Origin of the sequence: Geobacillus sp., from assembly GCF_017515625.1 — a bacterium.
GTDB lineage: Bacteria > Bacillota > Bacilli > Bacillales > Anoxybacillaceae > Geobacillus > Geobacillus stearothermophilus.
The window spans coordinates 1-4,605 of record NZ_JAFWFM010000089.1 but is presented as its reverse complement, the minus strand read 5'-3'; the positions used below and the strand labels follow the sequence as shown (position 1 = coordinate 4,605).

The 4,605-nt window shown below is 52.2% G+C and carries 4 protein-coding genes; 3 read left to right on the top strand and 1 reads right to left on the bottom strand.

What is annotated here, in order from left to right:
- Positions 1 to 149 precede the first annotated feature (149 nt).
- A complete protein-coding gene (locus tag IKE44_RS05630; RefSeq protein ID WP_050368646.1) occupies positions 150 to 1,088 on the top strand; it encodes a magnesium transporter CorA family protein in 939 nt (312 codons plus the stop codon).
- Between the two features lie 23 nt (positions 1,089 to 1,111).
- On the opposite strand, the gene IKE44_RS05625 is transcribed toward IKE44_RS05630, so the two are convergent.
- Complete coding sequence (locus IKE44_RS05625) at positions 1,112 to 1,708, bottom strand: DUF502 domain-containing protein (RefSeq protein ID WP_171698019.1); 597 nt, start codon at positions 1,706 to 1,708, stop codon at positions 1,112 to 1,114.
- Between the two features lie 237 nt (positions 1,709 to 1,945).
- Here IKE44_RS05625 and IKE44_RS05620 point away from each other — a divergent pair, with 237 nt between their 5' ends.
- Both IKE44_RS05620 and bioB read left to right on the top strand, forming a co-directional pair.
- A complete protein-coding gene (locus IKE44_RS05620; RefSeq protein ID WP_047818304.1) occupies positions 1,946 to 3,385 on the top strand; it encodes an NAD(P)/FAD-dependent oxidoreductase in 1,440 nt (479 codons plus the stop codon).
- 170 nt (positions 3,386 to 3,555) lie between these two features.
- Entirely contained in the window at positions 3,556 to 4,554 is a 999-nt protein-coding gene (bioB, locus tag IKE44_RS05615) for a biotin synthase BioB (RefSeq protein ID WP_287465267.1), read from the top strand.
- Positions 4,555 to 4,605 lie beyond the last annotated feature (51 nt).

The window sequence follows — 4,605 nt, the reverse complement described above, 5'->3', positions numbered from 1 at the left end:
GTGGCCGCGAAGCGCACCCTAGGTCTGTAAGATATCCACAAAACTGAAAAAGGATGTAAGGGATTTTGTCGAAAAATATTTTTTGGACACCCCTGAGGGGCCGAAAAGCCTTGATAAATCAACATTTCTAGAGGGAGGAAGGATGCCAGATGATGAAAATGTATTTGTCTGATGCGAGCGGCAAAATGCGCGAAATTGACCGGATCGAAAACGGCTGCTGGATCAATCTCGTCGCTCCGACCGAGGACGAAATTCGCTACATCGCCCACCATTTGGACATTCCGATCGATTCGATCAAAGACGCGTTGGATGACGAGGAGCGGTCGCGCGTCGAAAAGGAAGACAACCATGTGCTCATTATCGTCGACATTCCGATTGTCGCCCATGATGAAGTGGACGGCCCGATTTACGAGACGATTCCGATCGGCATGATCATTACGAACACGTGTTTTATTACGGTTTGTTTGCAGGAGAATCCGATTTTTGAGGAATTTTCAAAAAACAAAATCAAAAACTTTTACACGTTTATGAAGACGCGGTTTGCGTTGCAAATGCTGTACATGATTTCCACGTATTATTTGCGCTACTTGAAGCAAATCAACCGGCGGACGAGCGAAATTGAAAAAGAGCTGCACCAGTCGATGAAAAACAAAGAACTGTTTTCGCTCCTTAGCATGGAAAAAAGCTTAGTCTACTTTATGACGTCGCTCAAGGCGAACAACATCGTCATGGAGCGGCTTATGCGCCTCAACTATTTGCGCATGTACGAAGATGACCAAGATTTGCTGCAAGACGTCATTATTGAAAACAAGCAGGCGATTGAAATGGCCGAAGTATACAGCAGCATTTTAAGCGGCATGATGGATGCGTTCGCTTCGGTCATCTCGAACAACTTAAACATTGTGATGAAGTTTTTGACCGCCATTACGATCGTCATTTCGCTGCCGACGATGGTGGCGAGTTTCTACGGCATGAACGTACCGATTCCGTACCAACACTCTCCGTACGCCTTTTTGATCGCGATGGCGCTCGCCGGTTTACTGTCAGCGGCGACGGCGTACATCTTTTGGAAAAAGCGATACTTTTGACGGCCGGCGGAACAACGGCTGCCCTATTGTTCGGGCAGCCGTTTTTGCGTTCTTGCCGCCACTCCGCCGGAGAGGATAAACTTCATCGCCTCTTCCGGCGCCATGTCGATGACTTCAACTTGTTCTTTTGGAACGAGGAGCGTCAGCCCCGCAACTTGAAACGTCTGCGGAACATAGACGGCCACATAATCGGCCAGCGGATCGTGCCAGGCGCCGACGTCATCCATTGTAATGAAGCCGAGGCATTTCCAGCCGCTTTCCGGCAGCGTGACGAGCACGACTTTGGAAAACGACCGTTTTTCCCCGATCAAAGAGGCGATCGTATCTTTGGCGACCGAATAAACGGTTTTCAGGAAGGGAATGCTTTCAAGCAACCGGTCGATCAGTCGAATGAGGCGGCCGCTCACGTATTGCGTCGACAGCCAGCCGCAGACCGTGATGAGCGCAACCGTTGCGAGCAAACCAAGGCCGGGGACGTAGCGGCCGTCTAGGTGCGGGCGGACGTATTGACCGAGCAATCCGTCCAAAACGGTGAATACTTTGTAGCACACATAGACCGCTACGAAAATCGGCACGATCGTCAACATGCCGTTTAGGAAATTTTTGGCCAAAAAGCGCATCCGTTTGCTCCCCTTTCCTTCATTCTCTTTGGCGCGGAGCTCCCCGCTTCGATCGACGGAAACAAGCGGGAAGCTGCTCCTTTCCTACCATACCAGTTTTTCTTTTTGCCGACAACGTTTTTAAAATCTCGAACATTTATAAGTGTAAACGGTAAAAAAGTTCGTATTTTACCTTGACGAACCGCCTCGTATTCCGTATACTTTCCAAGTGGAATACGAAAAGTGGGGGATGGCGCAATGAACAACCATTACGATGTCATCGTGGTCGGCGCCGGGCCGGCTGGCATTTTCACCTGTTACGAACTGACGCTGAAACTGCCTGGAGCGAACGTGCTTTTGATTGATAAAGGGCATGATATATACCGGCGAAACTGTCCGATTTTGCAGAAAAAAATTGAGAAATGCCCGCCGCCGGCCGGTAAAAAAGACTATGCCGGCTGCGTGCCGGCCTGTTCGATTACGAACGGGTTCGGCGGGGCCGGAGCATACTCGGACGGCAAATTCAACATCACGAGCGAATTCGGCGGTTGGATGACCGATTATTTGCCTGCCTCAACCGTGCTTGACCTCATCCGTTATGTGGATGAGATCAACTTAAAACATGGGGCGACGACATCGATCACCGACCCGATGACTGACAAAGTGAAAGAGATTGAGCGGCGCGCGTATGCCGCCGGGCTGAAGCTGCTGCGCGCCTATGTCCGCCATTTGGGCACGGAGCAAAACTTAGAAATTTTAAAAAGCATTTTTGAGTATTTGCGCGAGCGGATTGCGATGCGCTTTCAGACGGAAGTGGACGATATTTTGACGGAGCGGACGGAAAGCGGCCATGTTGTCAAAGGAGTAGTGCTGAAAAACGGCGAAACGCTGACGGCGGAAAAAGTCGTCATCGCCCCGGGGCGCGACGGATCGGTTTGGCTGAGCAAAGTGCTGCGCAAACGCCGCTTGCGGATGATCAACAACCAAGTGGACATTGGGGTGCGCGTCGAGACATCGAACATCGTCATGCAGGAAATCAACGAGCATTTGTATGAGGGGAAGTTTATTTTCAATACGTCGGTCGGGACGCAAGTGCGGACGTTTTGCAGCAATCCGTCCGGGCATGTCGTCGTCGAAAACCATTCCGGCATTATGCTCGCCAACGGACACGCCTACAAAGACCCGAAACTTGGCAGCAACAACACGAACTTCGCCCTTCTTGTCTCGCATAAATTTTCCGATCCGTTTGACAAGCCGAACGAGTATGCCCATGAAATTTCCCGGCTGGCGAACGCGTTGTCAAACGGCGGCATCATCGTGCAAAAATACGGCGACATTTTAAAAGGACGGCGGTCGACGGAAAAGCGGATTAAAGAAGGATTTATTGAACCAACGCTAAAAGAGGCGGTGCCGGGCGATTTAGGCCTTGTGTTGCCGTACAACACGATGAAAAGCTTGATTGAGATGACGGAAGCGCTCAATCACGTCACCCCGGGGCTGGCATCGGAACATACGCTCTTTTATGGCGTCGAGGCGAAGTTTTATTCGGCGCGCCCGAAGCTAAACGACCGGTTTGAAACAGAAATTGCAGGGCTGTACGTTGGCGGCGACGGCGCCGGCATTACGCGCGGCCTCGCCCAAGCGAGCGCTTGCGGCGTCTGGATCGCCCGCGACATCGTCGAAAAATTGACGCGCTAAGCTGAAGGCGGCAAGGCAGGCTGTCCGAAACGGAAGCTTGCCTTGTTTTGCATCGGATGGTTCATCGGCGGGCGTTCGTCTGAAAAGTAAACTTAAAATCAATTTAGGTTGACAATCAATCGCCCGATTCGTTACGATAAATGTAATGATGTGGAAAGGGGAGAGGAACGATGGCAAATTGGCTTCATTTGGCTGAACAAGTGCTCGACGGCCATGAACTGACCGACGAGGAAGCGCTGGCGATATTGGATTGTCCGGACGAGGAGCTGCTCCTTCTTTTGCAAGGGGCGTACCGCATCCGCTCGGCGTACTATGGCAACAAGGTAAAACTGAATATGATCATTAACGCTAAGTCCGGTCTCTGTCCGGAAAATTGCGGCTACTGTTCCCAGTCGGCCGTAGCGACGGCGCCCGTAAAAACGTACAAAATGGTTGATAAGGAGACGCTGCTCCGCGGAGCGGAAGAAGCGCACCGGCTGCGCATCGGAACGTATTGCATTGTGGCGAGCGGCCGCGGGCCGAGCGATAAGGAGATCGACACCGTTGTGTCCGCGGTCAAGGAAATTAAAGAGCGGTTCGGGCTGAAAGTGTGCGCCTGCCTGGGGATTTTAAAGCCGGAGCAGGCGGCGCGGCTGAAGGAGGCGGGCGTGGACCGCTATAACCATAATATTAACACGTCAAAACAGCACCACCCGAACATTACGACGTCCCATACATACGACGACCGGGTGCGGACGGTGGAAACGGTGAAAGAAGCGGGTCTTTCGCCGTGTTCCGGCGTCATTGTCGGCATGAAGGAAACAAAGCGGGATGTCGTTGAGATGGCGCGCAGCCTGCGGGCGCTCGACGCGGATTCCATTCCGGTCAACTTTTTGCATGCGATCGACGGAACGCCGCTGGCCGGCACGAACGAGCTAAACCCGCGCTATTGCTTGAAAGTGTTGGCGCTGTTCCGGTATATGAATCCAACGAAAGAAATCCGTATCGCCGGCGGACGCGAAGTGAACTTGCGCTCCCTTCAGCCGCTCGGGCTGTATGCCGCCAACTCGATTTTTGTCGGCGACTATTTGACGACGGCCGGGCAGGAAAAGGCGGCCGATTATCAAATGCTTGAAGATCTCGGATTTGAAATTGAATTTGTCCCAGCACCGCCCGCCGGGGTGGTGTAACGGTTGACGGGGCTGACTCAAAAGTCCCTTTTTGATGGAATGTAACCGAAG

Bases quoted from the DNA above. Each gene is read 5' to 3' on its own strand.
- IKE44_RS05625 (WP_171698019.1), bottom strand. From the start codon at position 1,708: ATGCGCTTTTTGGCCAAAAATTTCCTAAACGGCATGTTGACGATCGTG.
- IKE44_RS05620 (WP_047818304.1), top strand. From the start codon at position 1,946: ATGAACAACCATTACGATGTCATCGTGGTCGGCGCCGGGCCGGCTGGC.
- bioB (WP_287465267.1), top strand. From the start codon at position 3,556: ATGGCAAATTGGCTTCATTTGGCTGAACAAGTGCTCGACGGCCATGAA.
- IKE44_RS05630 (WP_050368646.1), top strand. From the start codon at position 150: ATGATGAAAATGTATTTGTCTGATGCGAGCGGCAAAATGCGCGAAATT.